This window comes from Pseudomonas sp. LAMO17WK12:I5 (genome assembly GCF_900215165.1).
Taxonomy (GTDB): domain Bacteria; phylum Pseudomonadota; class Gammaproteobacteria; order Pseudomonadales; family Pseudomonadaceae; genus Aquipseudomonas; species Aquipseudomonas putida_A.
Genome location: NZ_OBDS01000013.1, coordinates 207423 through 226534 on the forward strand (window position 1 = coordinate 207423; position 19112 = coordinate 226534).

General features: G+C 60.5%; 20 protein-coding genes. 12 read left to right on the forward strand and 8 right to left on the reverse strand.

The window, feature by feature from the left end; genetic code table 11:
• The first annotated feature begins 122 nt into the window (after positions 1-122).
• Positions 123-2285 carry a type I secretion system permease/ATPase gene (locus tag CRO59_RS23165; RefSeq protein WP_027614578.1) on the forward strand — a complete coding sequence of 721 codons (2163 nt, stop codon included), beginning with the start codon at positions 123-125 and terminating at the stop codon, positions 2283-2285.
• A gap of 195 nt (positions 2286-2480) precedes the next feature.
• On the forward strand, positions 2481-3842 hold the full coding sequence (locus tag CRO59_RS23170; protein ID WP_007962568.1) for an HlyD family type I secretion periplasmic adaptor subunit: 1362 nt from the start codon (positions 2481-2483) through the stop codon (positions 3840-3842).
• 144 nt (positions 3843-3986) lie between these two features.
• Here the strand turns inward: CRO59_RS23170 and CRO59_RS23175 are convergent, their stop codons facing one another.
• Both CRO59_RS23175 and CRO59_RS23180 read right to left on the reverse strand, forming a co-directional pair.
• Positions 3987-4583, reverse strand: a complete 597-nt coding sequence (locus CRO59_RS23175) for a tRNA-uridine aminocarboxypropyltransferase (protein ID WP_097090487.1) — start codon at positions 4581-4583, stop codon at positions 3987-3989.
• Positions 4584-4588: 5 nt separating this feature from the next.
• Positions 4589-5482: a LysR family transcriptional regulator gene (locus CRO59_RS23180; RefSeq protein ID WP_007956593.1), complete on the reverse strand. Its 894-nt coding sequence runs from the start codon at positions 5480-5482 to the stop codon at positions 4589-4591.
• Between the two features lie 339 nt (positions 5483-5821).
• On the opposite strand from CRO59_RS23180, the gene speB reads away from it, so the two are divergent.
• The 6 genes from speB (at position 5822) to CRO59_RS23210 (ending at position 11409) form a co-directional block, all read left to right on the forward strand.
• Positions 5822-6772, forward strand: coding sequence for an agmatinase (gene speB, locus CRO59_RS23185; RefSeq protein WP_003222717.1), 951 nt, complete (start codon positions 5822-5824; stop codon positions 6770-6772).
• Positions 6773-6782: 10 nt separating this feature from the next.
• The gene (locus CRO59_RS23190; RefSeq protein WP_097090488.1) at positions 6783-7205 is read left to right on the forward strand and encodes a nuclear transport factor 2 family protein; all 423 of its coding nucleotides are present in this window, start codon (positions 6783-6785) and stop codon (positions 7203-7205) included.
• A gap of 56 nt (positions 7206-7261) precedes the next feature.
• Positions 7262-8764 (forward strand): cytosine permease, encoded by a 1503-nt coding sequence (locus tag CRO59_RS23195; RefSeq protein WP_097090489.1) that lies wholly within the window; start codon positions 7262-7264, stop codon positions 8762-8764.
• A gap of 162 nt (positions 8765-8926) precedes the next feature.
• The gene (locus CRO59_RS23200; protein WP_097090490.1) at positions 8927-10306 is read left to right on the forward strand and encodes a sodium:solute symporter; all 1380 of its coding nucleotides are present in this window, start codon (positions 8927-8929) and stop codon (positions 10304-10306) included.
• A gap of 86 nt (positions 10307-10392) precedes the next feature.
• Positions 10393-11118 carry an MBL fold metallo-hydrolase gene (locus tag CRO59_RS23205; protein WP_097090491.1) on the forward strand — a complete coding sequence of 242 codons (726 nt, stop codon included), beginning with the start codon at positions 10393-10395 and terminating at the stop codon, positions 11116-11118.
• Between the two features lie 42 nt (positions 11119-11160).
• Positions 11161-11409, forward strand: coding sequence for a phosphopantetheine-containing protein (locus CRO59_RS23210; protein WP_097090492.1), 249 nt, complete (start codon positions 11161-11163; stop codon positions 11407-11409).
• 88 nt (positions 11410-11497) lie between these two features.
• Here the strand turns inward: CRO59_RS23210 and CRO59_RS29040 are convergent, their stop codons facing one another.
• Both CRO59_RS29040 and CRO59_RS23215 read right to left on the reverse strand, forming a co-directional pair.
• On the reverse strand, positions 11498-11626 hold the full coding sequence (locus tag CRO59_RS29040) for a PA1414 family protein (RefSeq protein WP_003184145.1): 129 nt from the start codon (positions 11624-11626) through the stop codon (positions 11498-11500).
• A gap of 142 nt (positions 11627-11768) precedes the next feature.
• A complete protein-coding gene (locus CRO59_RS23215) occupies positions 11769-12662 on the reverse strand; it encodes a LysR family transcriptional regulator (protein ID WP_097090493.1) in 894 nt (297 codons plus the stop codon).
• A 104-nt stretch (positions 12663-12766) separates the two neighbouring features.
• On the opposite strand from CRO59_RS23215, the gene CRO59_RS23220 reads away from it, so the two are divergent.
• Positions 12767-13948 (forward strand): MFS transporter, encoded by a 1182-nt coding sequence (locus CRO59_RS23220; protein WP_097090494.1) that lies wholly within the window; start codon positions 12767-12769, stop codon positions 13946-13948.
• Here the strand turns inward: CRO59_RS23220 and CRO59_RS23225 are convergent.
• The 3 genes from CRO59_RS23225 to CRO59_RS23235 form a co-directional block, all read right to left on the reverse strand.
• On the reverse strand, positions 13893-14825 hold the full coding sequence (locus CRO59_RS23225) for a DMT family transporter (RefSeq protein WP_027614568.1): 933 nt from the start codon (positions 14823-14825) through the stop codon (positions 13893-13895). The two genes, CRO59_RS23220 and CRO59_RS23225, sit on opposite strands and share 56 nt — an antisense overlap.
• Before the next feature lie 240 nt (positions 14826-15065).
• A complete protein-coding gene (locus tag CRO59_RS23230) occupies positions 15066-15470 on the reverse strand; it encodes a DUF2177 family protein (RefSeq protein WP_097090495.1) in 405 nt (134 codons plus the stop codon).
• 45 nt (positions 15471-15515) lie between these two features.
• Positions 15516-16352, reverse strand: coding sequence for a S1 RNA-binding domain-containing protein (locus tag CRO59_RS23235; protein ID WP_027614566.1), 837 nt, complete (start codon positions 16350-16352; stop codon positions 15516-15518).
• Positions 16353-16701: 349 nt separating this feature from the next.
• Between CRO59_RS23235 and CRO59_RS23240 the strand changes: the two genes are divergently transcribed.
• From CRO59_RS23240 to CRO59_RS23250, 3 genes are all read left to right on the forward strand, one after another.
• Positions 16702-16890, forward strand: coding sequence for a hypothetical protein (locus tag CRO59_RS23240; protein ID WP_016985943.1), 189 nt, complete (start codon positions 16702-16704; stop codon positions 16888-16890).
• A gap of 205 nt (positions 16891-17095) precedes the next feature.
• Positions 17096-17815 carry a TorF family putative porin gene (locus tag CRO59_RS23245; RefSeq protein WP_097090496.1) on the forward strand — a complete coding sequence of 240 codons (720 nt, stop codon included), beginning with the start codon at positions 17096-17098 and terminating at the stop codon, positions 17813-17815.
• 71 nt (positions 17816-17886) lie between these two features.
• Positions 17887-18756: a DUF6279 family lipoprotein gene (locus CRO59_RS23250; protein WP_097090497.1), complete on the forward strand. Its 870-nt coding sequence runs from the start codon at positions 17887-17889 to the stop codon at positions 18754-18756.
• Between the two features lie 48 nt (positions 18757-18804).
• Here the strand turns inward: CRO59_RS23250 and CRO59_RS23255 are convergent.
• Positions 18805-19112, reverse strand: a 308-nt coding sequence (locus tag CRO59_RS23255; protein ID WP_143503110.1) for a transposase, incomplete at its 5' end; no start/stop codon positions are given.

The window sequence follows — 19112 nt, forward strand, 5'->3', positions numbered from 1 at the left end:
CGCTGGGTTGCGCAGTGACCCCAAAGATTTGAGCAGCAATGAGATCCATGGGGCTGCTGCGCAGCCATCGGGGATAAATCCCCTCGCCACAGGTTGGACCAGTCATTACAGGGGCGATCAATATGACCAGCATGGCCGAAGGCGGACACTCCGGGATCGATCCGCGGCTGAGCTTCGATGACCCGTTACTCGACGGTCTGCTGATTCTCTGCAAACTCCACGGCGCGACGGTCAGCCGCGCCAGCCTGAGTGCCGGGCTGCCCCTGAACAAGCAACGTCTGAGCCTGGACCTGCTGCCCCGCGCAGCGGCCCGGGCCGGTTTGCAGGCGCGCTTGTTGCGCCGCGAACTGAAGGATATTTCCGCGCTGAATCTGCCGATCCTGTTGCTGCTCAAGGACGGCCGCACTGCCGTACTGCGGCGTTTTGCCGATGACGGCAAGGCGCTGATCCTGCCCAGCGAAGCCGATGGTGGCGAGCAATGGGTCGAGCGCGAAGAACTCGCCGAACACTACAGCGGCCAGGCTTTGTTCGCCCGTCCACGCCACGAACTTGAAGATTTGCGTTCACCGCTGGTGCCGCGGGTCCATGCCTGGTTTCGCGACACCCTGAAGCTGTCGAAATGGCTGTACAGCGACGCGATCCTCGCCAGTTTCCTGATCAACCTTTTAGGCCTGATGGTGCCGCTTTTCGTCATGCAGACCTACGACCGCGTGGTGCCGAATCAGGCCACCTCGACCCTGTGGGTGTTGGCGATCGGCCTGCTGATCGGCACCGGTTTCGAACTGGTGCTGCGGGTGGTGCGCGCGCACCTGCTGGACACCGCCGGGAAGAAAACCGATGTGATCCTTTCCGCGACTTTATTTGAGCGCATCACCGGTATGGCGATGAAGGCGCGGCCGGCAACCATCGGCGGTTTCGCCCAGAGCATTCATGACTTTCAGGGCCTGCGCGAATTCCTCACCGCCGTGACCCTGACCAGCCTGATCGACCTGCCCTTCGTGGTGTTGATGCTGGTGGTGATCGGTCTGCTCGGTGGCTGGCTGGTGGTGATTCCGCTGCTGGCGTTTCCGATCACGATCATATTTGCTCTGGCGATTCAGGTGCGCCTGCGCGACACCGTGCAGAAAAGCCTGAGCCTGGGTGCCGAACGACAGGCGTTGCTGATCGAAACCCTCGGCGGCCTGGAAACCCTCAAGGCCTGCAGCGCCGAAAGCGAACGCCAGCACAAATGGGAAAGCACCCACGGCGCCCTCACCCGCCTCGACAGCCACGCGCGCAACCTCTCGGCGCTGGCGACCAACGGCACGCTATTCATTCAGCAGTTTTCCGGGATGGCGACGATCGTCGCCGGGGTCTACAGCATCATCGCCGGCAACCTCAGCGTCGGTGCGCTGGTGGCCAGCTACATGCTCGGCAGCCGGGTGCTCGCGCCGCTGGGGCAGATCGCCGGGCTGATCACCCGCTACCAGCAAGCGCAACTGACCATGAAAAGCACCGACGCGCTGATGGGCCTGCCACAGGAGCGCGACGGCAAACAGCGACCGCTGGAACGCACGCAGCTGCAAGGTGCGCTGGACGTCAGCGGCGTGACCTTTCACTACAACGGCCAGAACGCACCGGCGCTGAGCAACGTCAGCTTCAGCATGAAACCCGGCGAACGGATCGGCATCATCGGCCGCAGCGGCTCAGGCAAAAGCACCCTGGCGCGGCTGGTGATGGGCTTCTATGAACCCGAGGAAGGCCAGTTGCTGCTCGACGGTCTCGACCTGCGGCAACTGGATGTCGCCGACCTGCGCCAGCAGATCGGTTACGTCGCGCACGACCTGCCGCTGCTGGCCGGCAGCCTGCGCGACAACCTGACCCTCGGCGCCCGCTACATCAGCGATTCACGCATGCTCGAAGTCGCCGAACTGACCGGCGTCACCGAGCTGGCCCGTCAGCATCCGCAAGGTTTCGACCGCCCCGTGGGCGAACGCGGGCAACTGCTTTCCGGTGGTCAACGCCAGGCCGTATTGCTGGCCCGGGCGCTGCTGCTCGACCCGCCGATCATGCTGCTCGACGAACCCACCAGCGCCATGGACAACAGCAGTGAAGACCTGCTGCGCCAGAAGCTGCACGGTTGGGTGCAAGGCAAGACCCTGCTGCTGGTCACCCACCGCACCTCAATGCTGAGCCTGGTGGACCGGCTGCTGGTACTGGACAACGGCCGGGTCGTCGCCGACGGCCCGAAAGAAGCGGTCATCGATGCACTGCGCAAGGGCCGCGTCGGCTCGGCGGCGGTTTAGATGCGTGCACATAACTCATGGCGCTCACAAAACCTGTGGCGAGGGGATTTATCCCCGATGGGCTGCGCAGCGGCCCCAAAGCCTCTGAGGGCGCTTCGCACCCTATCGGGGATAAATCCCCTCACCACAAGTAAGTGTTCCGGGCGACGCATGGGTTGTGCGGTTTGATGTTTCCTAACTGAGGGGTATCGCCCCATGTCTGCATCTTCAGATAGCAAATCACGCGGCTACTTCGACAGTTTCGGCAAAAGCGCCGAAGCCGAGTTCATGCCGGAAACCGCCGGCGCTGCGTTGCAGGATTCGCCGCGCTGGTCGCGGATCACCGTGTGGCTGGCGGCAGCGCTGTTGATCAGTGCGCTGGTCTGGGCCAAGTTCGCCGTGCTGGAAGAAGTGACCATGGGCGAAGGCAAGGCGATTCCGTCGAGCAAGGTTCAGGTGATCCAGAACCTGGAAGGCGGGATCGTCACCGAGATTTTTGTCCGCGAAGGGCAAATGGTGAACAAAGGCGACAAGCTGCTGCGCCTGGATGACACGCGATTTCTGTCGAACAAGGGTGAGAGCGAGGCCGATCGTTATGCCCTGACCGCGCAAGTCGAACGCCTTTCCGCCGAAGCCGAGGGCCGTCCGTTCAAGCTGTCTGACGAGGTGATCGCCAAGGCGCCACAGGTCGCCGAAGACGAACGGGCGCTGTACGACCAGCGCCAACGGCGTCTGGCCAGTGAGCAACGCACCCTCACCGAACAGCTGCGGCAGAAGACTCAGGAGCTGGCGGAGTTCCGCTCCAAGCAAGGCCAGTACAGTTCCAGCCTGGCGCTGCTGCAGCAAGAGATGAACATGTCGGCGCCACTGGTCGGCACGGGTGCGGTGTCACCGGTGGAGATCCTGCGACTGAAACGCAGCGCGGTGGAAATTCGCGGCTCACTGAACGCAACGACCCTGGCGATCCCACGGGCGGAATCGGCAATCAACGAGATCAAGAGCAAGATCGACGAATCGGAACAGACCTTCCGCTCCGACGCCGCCAAGGACCTCAATCAGAAGCGCACCGACCTGTCGAAAATCACCGCGTCGAGCATCGCCATCGACGACCGGGTCAGCCGCACCACCGTGACTTCGCCGGTGCATGGGGTGATCAAGCAACTCAAGGTCAACACCATCGGCGGCGTGGTGCAGCCGGGCAGCGACATGGTGGAAATCGTGCCGCTGGAAGACAACCTGCTGATCGAAGCCAAGGTCCGTCCGCAAGACGTCGCGTTCCTCCATCCGGGCCAGAAAGCCATGGTCAAGTTCAGTGCCTATGACTACACGATCTACGGCGGGCTGAGCGCGAAACTGGAACTGATCGGCGCCGACACCATCACCGATGACAAGGGCAACAGCTTCTACCTGATTCAGGTACGCACCGATAAAAACCATTTGGGCGGGGACGTGAAACCGCTGCTGATCATCCCGGGGATGGTGGCGACGGTGGACATTATTACCGGGGAGAAAAGTGTGCTGGATTACCTGCTCAAACCAGTGCTCAAAGCCCGGACCGAGGCGATGCGGGAGCGGTAGAAATGTCTGGATTTTGTGGTGAATTGGCTGGCCTCATCGCTGGCAAGCCAGCTCCCACAGGTTCTGAGGTGTTCACAGATTTTGTGTTCGACACGGACACTGTGGGAGCTGGCTTGCCAGCGATGGGGCCAGGCCAGACAACAACTATTTTTCTCCATGATTTCGCTGGTAGACCTCCTCCCCCATCGCCGCAATCTGCCCCTCGATCAACGCTTCGAACGGCTTGAGCAACGGCGCAAACGTCGTCGGCGCTTCCAGAGTTTCCAGCGCCTGCACAATCGCCTCGATGGTCGACAACGCCCCCGGCCCCGGTGCCTTGCGCAACCGGTAGCGCGACACCCCGCACTGCGCCAGCGTCACCCGTGGCAACGCTGCCAATAGCGGATTGAGGTGGAGCATCTTGCGCGCCTTGCGCCAGGTGCCGTCCGGCACCACCAGCAACAACGGTTGATCGGATTCGCGGTAAGCCTGCATCGGCTGCGCATCGTCAGCGGGAAACAGCAACCGCGCCTGATACCCCGGCTGACTCAACAGCGCCGGTAAATCCTCGAACACTTCACCGACAATCAACTCGGCATTGGTCAAACCCAGCGCTGCCAGTCGCGCGGTGTTGAGCGCGTGATTGACCTCGCTCGGATGCTGCAACAGCAGAACGCGGGTGCGGCTGTCGAGGCGCGGAATCAGCGAGCACAGGCAGTGGCTTTGTGGGCGCAGGCAGCGCGGGCATTGGGGTCTGGACATGGTTCTTATGCCTGATTGAGCTGTGCTTTGAGCAAATCACGGAAGGTCTGGATCAGCGGCTCGCGGCTGCGGCCACGGCGCATGATCATCGAAAACGGCGCCTGATAACCGAAGGTCGCCGGCAGCAACACGCGCAGGTCGCCCTTGTCGGCCCAGGCCTGGGCGTAATGTTCTGGCAAGTAACCGATGTAGGCGCCGGACAGCACCAGAATCAGCTGCGCCTCCATACTTTCCACGGTCGCCGCGCTGTGCTTGAAACCGTGGCGGGCCAGCTCTGCCTGGCTCCAGTAACCACGGCCGACCATGCGTTGCTGGGTGATGACCTGCTCGGGGATCCGCCGTTCGTTGAACAGCGGATGCCGGCTGCTGCAATACAGCCAGTGCTGCTCGCGGTACAGTGGCATGTACACCAGACCGCTCATGCGCGTGGAAAACGCACCGATGGCAAGATCGAGTCGATTGTCCTGCACGCCGAGCTGCAATTCGTACGGGCTCATCACCGACAGATGCAAATGCACCGCCGGGTGTTCCTGACTGTAGGCACCGATGGCTTCGGCGAACGGCAAGGCCTTATCGCTGACAGTGGAGTCGATCACCCCGAGGTTGAGCGTGCCGCGCAGTTCGCCCTTGAGCGCCGCGGCGTATTGCTCGAAACCTTCGAGTTCGGCCAGCAGGCGCAGGGTTTCCTGATGGAACAGCTCGCCCTTGCTGGTCAGGCTGAATCCACCGCGTCCGCGATGGCACAGCACCAGGCCGAGCGCCGCTTCAAGCTGGCTCATGTAAGTGCTGATCGCCGAGGTCGACAGGTTGAGCTCCTGCTGCGCATTGGCAAAACCCTGATGGCGGACCACGCTGACAAAGATGCGCAATAGTTTCAGGTCGGGTAAAGCGTTGGCCATGTCTACTCCATCACAAGAAGCATTCGGTGCGTGCGAAGAAACACAGTCCCTGTGGGAGCGGGCTTGCTCGCGAAGGCGTCGTATCAGTTGGCATCCATGTTGCTGACACACCGCATTCGCGAGCAAGCCCGCTCCCACAGGCGTTATGTTCAACCCCGGCGAACAGCGACGAGTCTATCTCCAGCCTCACCATTAGTTTAGAAAAATCTGAACTAAGTTTTTGCTCGTAGCGATTCTTCCCCTCCACTACATTTCGCAGAATCGGCCCCACAGCGGCGTCCGAACCTGTGCTCAACGGTGCGCCGACATAAATAAAACAAAGACGATGAGGCCCTACCCGTGGACAAGATTCTTCACCAACCACTGGGCGGCAACGAAATGCCGCGCTTCGGCGGCATCGCCACCATGCTCCGACTCCCCCATGTACCGACCGCTGCCGGCCTGGACGCTGCCTTCGTTGGCGTGCCACTGGACATCGGTACTTCGCTGCGCCCCGGCACCCGCTTCGGGCCGCGCGACATCCGCACCGAATCGGTGATGATCCGCCCGTACAACATGGCCACCGGCGCCGCGCCGTTCGACTCGCTGTCGGTCGCCGACATCGGTGACGTGGCGATCAACACCTTCAACCTGCTCGACGCCGTGCGCATCATCGAAGAAGCCTACGACAACATCCTCGAGCACAACGTGATCCCGATGACCCTGGGTGGCGACCACACCATCACCCTGCCGATCCTGCGTGCCATCCATAAAAAGCACGGCAAGGTCGGACTGGTGCACATCGATGCCCACGCTGACGTCAACGATCACATGTTCGGCGAGAAGATCGCCCACGGCACGACCTTCCGTCGCGCCGTCGAAGAAGGTCTGCTGGACTGCGACCGCGTGGTGCAAATTGGTCTGCGCGCGCAGGGCTACACCGCTGACGACTTCAACTGGAGCCGCGATCAGGGCTTCCGCGTCGTACAAGCCGAAGAGTGCTGGCACAAGTCGCTGGCGCCGCTGATGGCCGAAGTGCGCGAGAAAGTCGGCGGCGGCCCGGTGTACCTGAGCTTCGACATCGACGGTATCGACCCGGCCTGGGCGCCAGGCACCGGCACCCCGGAAATCGGGGGTCTGACGACCATTCAGGCGATTGAAATCGTACGCGGCTGCCAGGGCCTCGACCTGATCGGCTGCGATCTGGTAGAAGTCTCGCCGGCTTACGACACCACCGGCAACACCTCGCTGCTGGCCGCCAACCTGCTGTACGAAATGCTCTGCGTACTGCCTGGCGTGGTTCACCGCTGAGGGTTCGGCCATGAACGAACGTGAGCAGGTATTGCAAGCGGCTGCCGATCTGGTGTCCGCCTTCGCTCGTAACGATCGCGAGGCCTATTTCGGCGCGTTCAGCGCCGATGCAAGTTTCGTGTTTTACACCCTCGAACAGCCGCTGCTGTCGCGCGATGCCTACCAGGCTTTGTGGGACAGCTGGCGCGCCGAGGATGGCTTTGAAGTGCTGTCGTGCACTTCGAGCAACGCCTTCGTCAGCCTGCAAGGTGACGTGGCGGTGTTTATCCATGACGTGGCCACCGAGCTGCGCATGCAAGGGGAGCAACATTTCAGCCAGGAGCGCGAGACGATTGTTTTCAAGAAACAAGCGTCGAGCCTAGAACAACAAGGCCATTGGCTGGCCTGCCACGAACATTTGTCCGCAATGCCGGAAGGGCTGCCATCCCCTTAGCCAAACAGGTGACGCCTCACACACGATGAGGCGCGCCTTTATGATCGGAGCAGATCATGAATAACAACAACAACGACCAAAGCCTTACGCAAATTGAAACCCACGGGGTCGAGCAGATCCCGGACCACGAACGCACCGCAGGCCCGACGGACTTGTTCCGGATGATCTTCGGTGGTTCCAATACCTTTGCCACCGCCGTGCTCGGCAGTTTCCCGGTGCTGTTCGGTCTGTCGTTTCAGGCCGGTGTCTGGGCGATTGTATCGGGCGTACTGCTCGGCTCGCTGATCCTCGCACCGATGGGCCTGTTCGGCCCGCTCAACGGCACCAACAATGCCGTGTCCTCCGGGGCGCACTTCGGCGTGCACGGGCGGATCGTCGGTTCGTTCCTGTCGCTGTTGACCGCCATCGCGTTTTTCTCGCTCTCGGTGTGGAGTTCGGGCGATGCGTTGATCGGGGGTGCGAAACGCCTGATCGGTCTGCCGGAAACCGACCTGACCCTGGGCCTGGCCTACGGGCTGTTCGCGATTCTGGTGCTGACCGTGTGCATCTACGGCTTCCGCTTTCTGCTGTGGGTGAACAAGATCGCGGTATGGAGCGCCAGCCTGTTGTTCCTGCTGGGCATCTTCGCCTTCGCCGGTCCTTTCGATGTGAACTACGCCGGCACCGTGAACCTCGGTCAACCGGGCTTCTGGGCGGCGTTCATCGGCGCGGCGCTGGTCGCGATGAGCAACCCGATCTCGTTCGGTGCGTTCCTCGGCGACTGGTCGCGCTACATCCCGCGTGACACCTCCAAGCAGCGGATCATGGCCGCTGTGGTGCTGTCGCAGATCGCCACGTTCATCCCGTTCCTGTTCGGCCTGAGCACCGCGACCATCGTCGCGATCAAGGCGCCGGACTACATCGCGGCGAACAACTATGTGGGCGGCCTGCTGGCGGTATCGCCGAGCTGGTTCTTCCTGCCGGTGTGCCTGATTGCGGTGATCGGCGGCATGTCCACCGGCACCACCTCGCTGTATGGCACCGGGCTGGACATGTCCAGCGTATTCCCACGGGTGCTGTCGCGGGTCAAGGCGACGTTGCTGATCGGCGTGCTGTCGATCGCCTTCATCTTCATCGGGCGCTTTGCGGCGAACCTGGTGCAAAGCGTGTCAACCTTCGCCGTGCTGATCATCACCTGCACCACCCCGTGGATGGTGATCATGATCATCGGCCTGCTGGTGCGTCGCGGCTTCTACTGCCCGGATGACCTGCAGGTGTTCACTCGCGGCGAGCAAGGCGGACGCTACTGGTTCAACCACGGCTGGAACTGGCGTGGCTTGGGCGCATGGATCCCGAGCGCGGCGGTCGGCCTGTGCTTCGTCAACCTGCCGGGACAATTCGTCGGCCCGCTGGGTGAGCTGGCCGGCGGCATCGACATCAGCCTGCCGGTGACCCTGGGCCTGGCGTCGGTGGTGTATCTGACGCTGCTGAGCCTGTTCCCGGAACCGCGGGAGGTGTTCGGGCCCAAGGATGCCCGGCGTGAAGCCGCAGTAAAACCTCAACTGCGTCAGGCCGCCTGACGCAAATCCCCTGTGGGAGCGAGCCTGCTCGCGAAAGCAATCTGTCAGTCACTTCTTTGTTGAATGTGCCGACGCCTTCGCGAGCAGGCTCGCTCCCACAGTGAGCAGCACCCCGAACCAAATTTGTTTCACCATAAAAAAGACAATCGGAGACACGCCATCATGGCTTTGGATTTATTCGTCGTCCTCATCTACGCCGCCGGCATGCTGTTGCTCGGCTACTACGGCATGCGCAAGGCCAAGACCAACGAGGACTTTCTGGTCGCCGGGCGTAACCTGGGCCCAAGCCTGTACATGGGCACCATGGCCGCGACCGTACTGGGTGGCGCGTCCACCGTCGGCACCGTACGCCTGGGTTACGTGCATGGCATCTCCGGTTTCTGGCTGTGTGCGGCGCTGGGTTGCGGCATCGTCGCGCTGAACCTGTTCCTCGCCAAACCGCTGCTGAAACTGAAGATCTACACCGTTACCCAGGTGCTGGAAAAACGCTATAACCCGATGGCCCGCTCGGCGAGCGCGGCGATCATGCTGGCCTACGCGCTGATGATCGGCGTGACCTCGATCCTCGCCATCGGCACCGTGCTGCAAGTGCTGTTCGGCCTGCCGTTCTGGATCTCGGTATTGCTCGGCGGTGGCGTGGTGGTGATCTACTCGGCCATCGGCGGCATGTGGTCGCTGACCCTGACCGACATCGTCCAGTTCATCATCAAGACCGTAGGTCTGATGTTCATCCTGTTGCCGATCTGCCTGTACCGCGTCGGCGGCTGGGACGAACTGGTGCTGAAGCTGCCGGCAGCGGCGTTCAACTTCACCACCATCGGCTGGGACACGATCATCACCTACTTCATGATCTACTTCTTCGGCATCCTGATCGGTCAGGACATCTGGCAACGGGTGTTCACCGTCAAGACCGCCAAAGTCGCCCAGTACGCCGGCAGCATCGCCGGTATCTACTGCATCCTCTACGGCCTGGCCTGCGCGCTGATCGGCATGGCCGCGCACGTACTGATCCCGGATCTGGACAACGTCAACAACGCCTTCGCCGCCATCGTCAAACTGTCGCTGCCGGACGGCATCCGTGGTCTGGTGATCGCTGCTGCTCTGGCGGCGATGATGTCCACCGCCAGCGCCGGCCTGCTGGCTGCTGCCACCACGCTGACTGAAGACCTGCTGCCGAAACTGCGCGGCGGCAAACAGTCGAGCCTGGCGATCAACCGCCTGTTCACCTTGCTGACTGGTGTTGTGGTACTGGGCATCGCGCTGGTGGTGAATGACGTGATCAGCGCCCTGACCCTGGCCTACAACCTGCTGGTGGGCGGCATGCTGATTCCGCTGATCGGTGCGATCTTCTGGAAGCGCGCGACCACTGTCGGCGCCATCGCCAGCATGGGCCTGGGTTTTGCCACCGCGCTGTTGTTCATGTTCAAGGACGGCCTGGATGCCAACACCCCGATCTACTACAGCCTGGCTGTGGGTCTGGTGAGCTTTGTGGTGGTCAGCCTGGTCTCCCCTCGCCCGGCGACGGTGGCGAGTGCGATCTAAGCTTTGATGTAACGACTTGATGCTTTCTTCGACGGGTGTGGCGTCGGTTGCCACACCCGTTTTTTTACGTCTGGAGAAAAGTGAATATGAAGATCGTTTCGCGCGATCAGTGGTTCGAAGTTCAGCACTTGAGCGACGGCATCCGGTTGATCCATGAGCCGTATATCCGCCCGTTCTACCGCTGCAATTTGTGGCACGTGCAGGGCCGCGACAAAGACTTGTTGCTCGACAGCGGCTCGGGGCTGGTCAGCCTGCGCGAGCAGTTACCGTGGATTACCGAGCGGCCATTGGTGGCGGTGGCCAGTCATTGCCACTTCGACCACATTGCCGGGCATCACGAATTCGCCGAACGCCTGGTGCATCGCGCCGAGGCCGACATTCTCGCCGCGCCGGATGGAGAAAATGACCTGAGCCGGGCCTTCGTTGGCGACGACATGTTCGAGGCACATCCGGACTGCCCGCTTTGCTACGCCGAATACCGGGTGAAGGCCGCGCCGGCCACCGGTTTTGTTGAGGATGGCGATGTGCTGGATCTGGGCAATCGCACCTTGCAGGTGCTGCACACGCCGGGGCATTCGCCGGGTGGCATCAGCCTGTATGAAGCGGCCACCGAAACCCTGTTCAGCGGCGACATCATCTACGACGGGCCGCTGATCGAAGACGCTTACCACTCCAATCTGCAGGACTACGCCACCAGTCTGCGGCGTTTGCAGGCGCTGCCGATCCGCACCGTACATGGCGGGCATTTCGGCAGTTTTTCCGGCGGGCATTTGCGTTCGATGATTGACGAATGGTTGCGTCGACACGCTTGAGGCCTGCTGTAATCAGTCAACACAACAACGAAACTGTCTGCCATGAGAAGAGCTGCCGTGCGTGCTGCCGTGCACCGATACATTCAGCGCCTGCTGGACTCCCGCGAATTCAACGACGACACCAGCCTGGTGCAATTAGGGCTGGAGAAGGCAGATATCGAAGATCTGATATTTCATCTGGAAGATGAGTTCGGACTGACGGCGTTTACTGCCGAAGAGGATCACATGCTCAAGACCGCGAAGACTGCGAAGGACTTGAGCCGGTTTTTGCTGGAGATCGGGCGACACTGAAAGCAAAAGATCGCAGCCTGCTGCAGCTCCTACACTTTTCTCTGTAGGAGCTGCAGCAGGCTGCGATCTTTTGATCTTTAATCAGGCACTACCGCCGGCGAGGCTGACGCCGGCGCTGTTCGTCATCGGTGCGGATCGGAACAGGTTGCAGAGGCGGTTCGATCAAGCCGAGGGCAACACCCAAATCGTGCAGCCAGTTCTGAATTTTCTCTTTCATCGTCATGCCCCCTTCAGGGTAGTGCTGAGCGGCCGGAATTCTGAGGCCGCTTCGCACTGATAATAGTCCGAAGTCCTACGCAATGCTCGGTCAAATCCGCAATGATCTGTTACTGAATTGAACAGAATTACGATTGGTTGGTTCACGCCGTCTGCCGGGATTCACTCGATGCCACGGGATAGAGCGCTTGCTGCTGTTCAATCCAGGCATTGAGGTTGGCCCCGACCATGCCCTTGCGCCACATGAGCCATGTTGTCGCACTGGCAAACGGTTCGGCCAACGGGTGCACTGCAACGCTCTCGCGCCCCGGCAGACTGGCGAGCATCGACTCCGACATCAATGCCACACCGCTGCCGGCAATCACGCAGGCCAGCATGCCCTGATAGGACTCGATCTCCATCGCCCGGCCCATCGCCGCCTGATAGTGGACAAACCAGGCCTCCAGCCGTGCGCGATAGGCGCAACCATGGCGGAAGGTGAACACCGCCCTGCCCTCGACCTCCTTGGCGCTGCGGATCGGCGGGTGGTCGGCTTCGCTGATCAGCACGAGACGCTCGTCGCACAGCGGCACGCCGTCGATCCCCGCCAATTGCGGCGGGCCGTCCACCAACGCCGCATCAAGACGCCCGGAGACCAGACCTTCGAGCAACTCGCCGCTGGGTCCGGACTGCACTTGCAGGTTCACCGCCGGGTATTGCTTGTGATAGCGCGCCAGCAACGCCGGCAAATGGATCGCCGCGGTGCTGTACAGCGTGCCGAGGACAAAATCCCCGGCCGGTTGCCCGCCCATCACCGCCGCACTGGCCTGATCGCGCAAGGCGAACAGCTTGCCGGTGTAGTCCAGCAGGACTTTTCCCGCAGGCGATAACTGCAAACGCTGACGCTCACGAACGAAAAGTTCGACGCCCAATTGCTCTTCCAGCTGTTTGAGCCGGGTCGACAGGTTGGACGGCACTCGGTGCAGGCGTTCTGCTGCGCGGGTGATCGAACCTTCCTCGGCGACTGCCTGAAAGATCCGCAACTGGCTGAACTCCACGACCTTTCTCCATAACAGAACAAGTTACTCACTATTATTCAATTTTAAAGAAAGTCAATCGCTTCTAGCCTGACGGTCATTGCTCCTTCAAAGGAATCCCGACCATGTCGCCACTGATTCGCTTATCCGCCTGTTTCGTCGCCCTGATGATGGCCATGGGCATCGGGCGTTTCGCCCTCACCCCGCAATTGCCGCACCTGCTCAGCGAAGGCCAGGTCGACCTGACGGCCGCCGGTCTGATTGCTGCGGCCAACTACCTCGGTTACCTGCTGGGCGCGGTGGACGCGATGTTCGCCCACCGTCCGCAGCAAGTGCAGCGCCGGTTGCATGGCGGTTTGTGGCTGTGTGTGCTGCTGACCCTGGCATCGTTCTGGGCCAACGGCTTCTGGGCGCATTTGCTGCTGCGCTTCGGTACCGGGGTGGCGAGTGCCTGGGTGCTGGTGATGATCACCGCATTGAGTCAGCCGCTGGCAGCGGCGGCAGACCGGCCACGGCTGGGGGCACTGGTATTTGCCGGTCCCGGACTGGGAATTTTTCTGACCGGGTTGCTGGCACTGTTCTCACATCTGCTGAATCAGACATCGGCCACCTTGTGGCTGATCTATGCCGCCGTGGCGCTGGTGATGTTGCTGGGGATCGTGCGGATCCTGCCGCAACCGGGCGTGCACACGCCGGTCGCCACCCTCAACGTCAATCATTCGAATCGCGGCATCCCGCGACTGGCAGCGGTGTATGCGTTATATGGCGTGGGTTACATCATCCCGGCCACGTTTCTCTCGCAAATGGCCAACGCGCAATTTCACGGGCAATGGCAGGCCGACCTGTTCTGGCCGTGCTTCGGTCTTGGTGCGGCGATTGGCGTGCTGTTGGTGAGCCTGCGTCGCCATGATCCGAACACCACACGGCACTGGCTGACCGCCACCCTGTGGTTGCAGGCGCTCGGGGTCTTCGCCTGTCTGTTGGGCAGCGCTTATGGCCTGGCGCTGGGGGTGGTGTTGTGCGGCATGCCGTTCCTCGCTTGCATGCAACTGGTGATGCAACGCTCGCGAGAACTGGCGCCGCACACAACTCAGCGCAACGCCGGACTGCTGACCGCATGCTTCGCCGTCGGCCAGCTCAGCGGGCCGTTGCTGGCGGCGCTGAGCAGCCATTTCAGCGGTGGTCTGCAACCGGCGCTGATCATTGCCGGCAGCGGTCTGCTGATTGCCGGCGGGCTTGCGCTGCAATCGGTCAGTGCTGGCCGAGGGCTTTGCGCAAACGCCGACGCACCCACTGCTCAGCGCTGACAAAGGTAATGCCAAGCAACACCAGCACCGCGCCAATGACGAAGTTCACACTCAATTCTTCACCGAGCAGCACCACGCCGAAGGTGACGCCGAACAGCGGCGTCATGAACGAAAACACCGCAAGGTTAGCCGCCAGATAGCGGCGCAGCAGCCAGAACCAGGTCAGGTAACTGAAGAACGACACCACCAGGCCCTGGAACAGTACGCTGGCCACCGCCACGCTGGTCAGGCTGACGTGGCTGATCTGGCCGCTGAACAGCGCGATCAACAGCAGGCCGACGAAGCCGACGATCAGTTGATAGAACAGAGTCAACGTCACTGGCGCCTCTGAAAGGCGCGAGGCGCGCACCACCACGGTGGTCGCGCCCCAGCAGGCGCCGGCAATGACCCCGAACGCATCGCCCAACAGCATGCGCCGGTCGAGGTTGTCCCACGACACGCCGCCGGCGAAGGCGATGGCGATACCGACGAACGCGAGCAGAATCCCCAGCCATTGCAAAGGTCGCAGGCGTTCACTCGCCAGCAGGAAATGCACGCCGAGTGCGGTGAAAATCGGTGCGGTGTAGAGGAACACCGACATGTGCGCGGCGGTGGTCAGTTGCAGACCTTCGGCGATGAAGAAGAACTCCAGACCGAACAGCGCACCGGCCAGCAGCCCTCCACGCCAGGTGTTGCCGACCTGATCCCAACCGCCCTTCCAGCACAACAACAGGCCTACCAGCAGCGCAGAAATCCCCGAGCGCCCGGCCGCCTGCATCACCGGCGCGATGTCGGGCGCGGCCCACTTGATCATCACTTGCTGCACGCCCCAGATCAGGCAGAGGCCGATCATCACCTGCAAGGCAAACCCATCGGCATTGCGCCGCTCGACACTCACCGCAACACCTCAAACACACACAACATGGCAGCCGTCCAATGGTCAAAAATCTGTGTCGGGATTATCAATCAGTCGGACAGAAAAAACCGTCTGGAAAAGACATTTAGTTTGTCTGTTGCGGCAGCGGGGAATGGTTGTCGGCTGCGCCGCCATTCGCGAGCAAGCCCGCTCCCACAGTTAACCGCATTCCCCCTGTGGGAGCGGGCTTGCTCGCGAAGGCGTCGCCCCAGACAACAAAGATTACGGGGCTGACTTCACAAATCGCTTTGCCGCCAAAAAGCCGACCGTACACGCCACAGCCGTAGCAAACGTCCCCCACGCCCAATCCAGCAAACTCACCTGCACCGACCACCCGCGCAATGTCGCCCAATTGGTCAGGTCATACGTGCCATACGCCACCAGCCCCAGCAGCGCGCCCATCCTTGCCGCACGTTGCCAGCTCTGTGCCGGCAAGACCACAAACAGCACGCAGCCAAAAACATACAGACAATAAAAAACCGCTGCCGGAACCAGCAGCGGTTTTTCGAGCATCAGCGAACCGAGCAGTTCGCGGTAGGTTGGCGCCATCAGCACGCCGAGCCAGATACCGTCGAGCAACAGAAACGCCAGCAGAGTGGCGATATAAGCAAGCAACGGCTTTTTCATTTACCCGACCTCAAGTGACCCCATGCAACATGGGCCCCGGAAGGCTCAGGTTAGTTCAATGCGATCGGCATGAATGACGATCTTGCCTTCCTTGTACAGCGAACCGATGGCCTTCTTGAAGTTGCCCTTGCTGACGCCGAACAGACTGCTGATCAACGCCGGATCGCTCTTGTCGCTGACGGCCAGCGTGCCATTGTTTTCACGCAACTTGGCGAGGATCTTCGAGCTCAGGCTGCTCGCCGCTTCCTGGCCAACCGGCTGCAGGCTGAGGCTGATCTTGCCGTCGGCGCGCACTTCCTTGATGAAGCCCTTCTCGCGCATGCCGGAACGCATGAACTTGAAGATTTCATTCTTGTGGATCAAGCCCCAGTGCTTGTTGTTGATGATCGCCTTGAAGCCCATGTCGGTGGCTTCGGCCACCAGCAGATCAACTTCCTGCCCGGCACTGTAATTGGCCGGGGTCTTGTCGAGGTAGCGATCCAGACGTGCGGTGGCGGTGATGCGGCGGGTGTGTTTGTCGAGGTAGACGTGCACCACGCAATATTCACCAGCGGTCATCTGCCGCTTCTCTTCGGAATACGGCAGCAACAGATCCTTCGGCAGACCCCAATCGAGGAACACGCCGATGCTGTTGATTTCAACAACTTTCAGACTGGCAAATTCGCCGACCTGAACTTTTGGTTTTTCAGTGGTAGCGATAAGTTTGTCATCGCTGTCCAGATAAATAAAAACGTTGAGCCAGTCTTCATCTTCGCTGGGAATATCTTTAGGGATATAACGGTTGGGCAAAAGAATTTCGCCGTCGGCACCGCCGTCCAGATATAAACCGAAGTTAGTGTGTTTAACCACTTGCAAACTGTTGTAACGCCCGACTAAAGCCATTTTCCAAAACCCTCATTGCGTGGGCGGCATTCTACCCGGTTTTGCCGGTCTCGTTCGCTGGGCAAGCAGCCTGCCGTAGAAAATCTGCGGAAGCCTTGATTTTCCTTGGTTTGCGCAGGCGGCTTGCCATTCGTCAGGCCAGCGCGAAGCCTGCTGTGCCGTTTCACGGCGGACATTTGCGCCAATGAAGAATAAATGTTGTTATTTAAAACAGTGACTTAGGAGGATATTTCGGATAATTAATCGAGAATAATCCACCCACGCGCTCAGTTATTCCCGGGGATATTTATCAAGCAATTGTCAAGTTATTCCTGTACGATGCTTGGCCGAGTTACTTTTCTACAGGTTAATGGCCGCCATGCGTGTAAAAGCATCCACCAGCAAAGCAAAGCCAGCTCCAGCCGTTGAAACCAGCGAATCGATCAACGATCAGATCGCAGCGTTCCTCAAGTCCGGCGGCGAAATCCAGCAAATTGCCAAAGGCGTCAGCGGCCAGACGTTCGGTCCGTCCAAGCAGATCAGCCTGGGCAAGAAGTAACACCCGGTAATACACCCGTCCTGAGACGCTTTGAGCTTCGAAGCGTCTGGACTGGCACCCGCGTTACACCCTCCTTCTGTTTAACCAAATCTTTGAAAATCGACGAACGGCCATCATTGCCGAGCATTCGCCGGTATCCTTGCACGCGTCTGGATCAAGCGTTTCAGCAGGCTCAAGCCTGCGCTCGCTGTTCATGGAGTGACGCATGCTCAAATCAACATTCTGTTTATTGTTTGTGGGCCTTATGGCCTGCTCATCGGCGCACGCGCAGATTTTCCAGCGCGAGCTCGGCGACTTCGACCTCAAACTCGGCACCACGCCCAGCCGCAGCATGGCCCAAGGGCTGGTCAAACCGGCGGCAGTCGGCTCGTTCCACGGTGGCCTCGATCTGAGCCACGACAGCGGTTTGTATGTCGGCCAGTACGCACCGAGCATGGGCCTGACCCCGGGCAAGAACCTCGAAATCGACTCCTACATCGGCTTTAAACAACCTTTCGATCAAACCCTCGGCTACGAAGTCGGGATGATCCACTACAGCTATCCCAAAGTAGACACCCTCGACAGCCAGGAGCTGTTCGGCGGCCTGACCCTGCTCGGCAGCCGCTTCGGTGTGGCCGTGAGCAACGACCCGGACAAACAGAACAACACGCTGTTCGCCGACCTCGGCGGCAATCAGCCGTTCGGCATCGGGATCAGCATGAAATACACCACTCACCAACTGAACACGCCGGTGTCGGTGGACGGTGGTTATGTCAGCAGTTTTACCGATTGGTCGGTGAAATTTTCCCGACCGTTCATGGGCGTCGATCTCGATCTGATCTACAGCAATTCCAACCTCAGCGGCAGCGAATGCTCGGCGTACTCGGGGCACAACAGTCAGTGTGACGGGCTGGTGACGCTCAAGGCCGAGCGCGCATTCTATTGATCGGCTGAACTGCCGGGAGCTTCCTGCGTTCACATGAGAATCAGACGTCAGGCTCTCGCAAGGATTCGCTCATGTCTCGCTGGTTCAAACACCTCGCCACGCTGCTGATCTTCACCCTCGCCCTCGGCGCCTGTAGCCGCGTCGGCCTGGCCTATCGCAATCTCGACGTGATCATTCCATGGACGCTTGGCGACTACCTGGACATGAACGGCGAGCAGAAGGACTGGTTCAACGAGCGGCTCAAGGAACACCTGAACTGGCACTGCACCACGCAGCTGCCGGGCTACCTCGACTGGCTGGATCGCTTGCAGGCAATGGTCGAAAGCAATCAGGTGACCGACGCTGCGCTGCAAGCACGAACCGAGGAAGCGAAAAAAGCCATTGCCGAAACCGCACGGCAGATCACACCGTCGGCCATCGAGCTGCTGCAAGGGCTGGACGACAAGCAAGTCTCCGAGATGAACGACGCGTTCGCCAAGGATCTGCGCAAACGGGAAAAGGAATATGTCAAACCGCCACTGGCGCAGCAGATCGCCGAGCGCGGCGCGCGCATGGACAAGCGCCTGACCGATTGGCTTGGCCCGCTGAGCGCCACTCAGGAACAACGGGTGATGGCCTGGTCGACCGCGCTGGGCGATCAGAACACTCAATGGATCGCCAACCGCGCACATTGGCAGCAGCAGTTCAGTAACGCCGTTGCCCAGCGTAAAAGTGCCGAATTCCCACAACGAATCGAGACACTTCTGGTCAACCGCGAGCGTTTATGGACAGCGGATTACCAGAAGGCCTACGCCAACACCGAAGCACAGGCGCGCTCGCTGGCGGTGGATTTGATGGCCGAAAGTACGCCGCAGCAGCGTCAGCGGTTGCTGAAGAAAATCGAAGGGGTGCGTAAAGACTTCAATGACCTGAAGTGCCTGAAAGCTGCACAGAAACCTTAGTAGGATGCCAATCCAATGTGGGAGCAACTGTCTTACTGCCACCGTTCGTCACCGCCACTCTGTGCCGTCTCGCAGCATGGCATTCAGTCTGATCAGCAGTATTCGCATACAGGCGATGAGCGCGACTTTCGCGCTCTTGCCCCGTTCTCTTAAGGATTCATAACGGGCCTTGAAGTCGGCCTGGCAACGGATAACGACCCAGCACGACATGTAAAGCGCACGTCTGACGCGCGCTCTCCCTCCGTAAATCTGACGCTTTCCGCTGTGATTACCGCTGTCGTCGTTATAGGGGGCGATTCCCGCCAAGGCGGCGATCTCCCTGCGATCCAGCTCGCCGAGTTCGGGTAGATAAACCA